This is a genomic window from Microcystis sp. M53603_WE2 (genome assembly GCF_030065435.1).
In genome coordinates, this window is sequence record NZ_JASJFF010000045.1 from 1 (window position 1) to 1,119 (window position 1,119).

At 44.1% G+C, this 1,119-nt stretch carries 3 protein-coding genes; 2 read left to right on the forward strand and 1 reads right to left on the reverse strand.

What is annotated here, in order from left to right:
• Window positions 1-220, reverse strand: a 220-nt coding sequence (locus tag PX481_RS01075; protein ID WP_288093209.1) for a helix-turn-helix domain-containing protein, incomplete at its 3' end; no start/stop codon positions are given.
• A gap of 163 nt (window positions 221-383) precedes the next feature.
• Between PX481_RS01075 and PX481_RS01080 the strand changes: the two genes are divergently transcribed.
• Both PX481_RS01080 and PX481_RS01085 read left to right on the forward strand, forming a co-directional pair.
• The gene (locus PX481_RS01080) at window positions 384-743 is read left to right on the forward strand and encodes a ferredoxin thioredoxin reductase catalytic beta subunit (protein WP_288093212.1); all 360 of its coding nucleotides are present in this window, start codon (window positions 384-386) and stop codon (window positions 741-743) included.
• Between the two features lie 9 nt (window positions 744-752).
• Window positions 753-1,119: DUF309 domain-containing protein (locus PX481_RS01085; protein WP_288093215.1), on the forward strand; the 367-nt coding region annotated here is incomplete at its 3' end.

Sequence of the window (1,119 nt, forward strand, 5' to 3'; positions counted from 1 at the left end):
ACTCTTGTTCTGGTGTTGGGTAAAATCGGTAGCGATAGCTTTTCCATATCTCGCATTCTAGCATATATCGTGTAAATGCGCTAATATTTAACGGTAAAGCCGTCGTAGAACGACGGGGTTTCAGACCCAAATTTTCGATGAACTGTCCCACCCTTATAGCCTCTTGAATGGCTATCTCTTGGTGTGAATTGGTTTTTAACTTAAACTCTATGACTCGCATTGACTCGACCTCTCAATGTGTTATGCTTATAATCTAGCAACTCATCGTACAAGGTGTCAAGGCGATGTCAGCTTTTCATCTCCGAGGTAAAACCGAGGGTTCCTTCAAGCTGACATTTTAGGTAAAAAGTTTTTTTGTAGAAAGCTAAGGGGATCAGATAACTATGAGCCAGATCACAAACACGGATAAGAGTCTTGAGGCGATGAAAAAGTTTGCCGAACAGTACGCTAAAGGTACAAATACTTATTTCTGTAGCGATCTCTCGGTGACAGCGGTAGTAATTGAGGGATTAGCGCGTCATAAGGACGAATTAGGCGCTCCTTTATGTCCCTGTCGTCACTACGAAGACAAAGAAGCGGAGGTAAAAAATACTTTCTGGAATTGTCCCTGTGTGCCGATGCGGGAACGGAAAGAATGTCACTGTATGCTATTTATTACCCCCGATAACGAGTTTGCTGGGGAAGAACAGGTAATTTCCCTCGACTATATCCAAGAAGTCCGCAAATCGATGAAGGGGCATTAGTTTAGGGTAATGACAGCCAGCGCTTTTGGGCAAGGAATCGACGAATTTAATCGCCAGCAATTCTATGCTTGTCATGATACCCTAGAGGCTTTGTGGATGGAGTCCGCAGAGCCTGAAAAAACCTTTTATCAAGGCATTTTGCAGATTGCTGTCGCTTGTTACCATCTGGAAAATAATAACTGGCGCGGGGCGGTAATTCTTTTGGGAGAAGGGGTGAGACGTTTACAACACTATCAACCCGATTACGAGGGGATCAACGTGACGCACTTGGTGGGGGAGAGTTTGGATCTATTAAACTTTTTACAGAATCTCGATCCCCAAGCTTTACCGGCAGTGTTAGAAGCGATGAAAAGCAATCAGGAACATCCTCATCCCC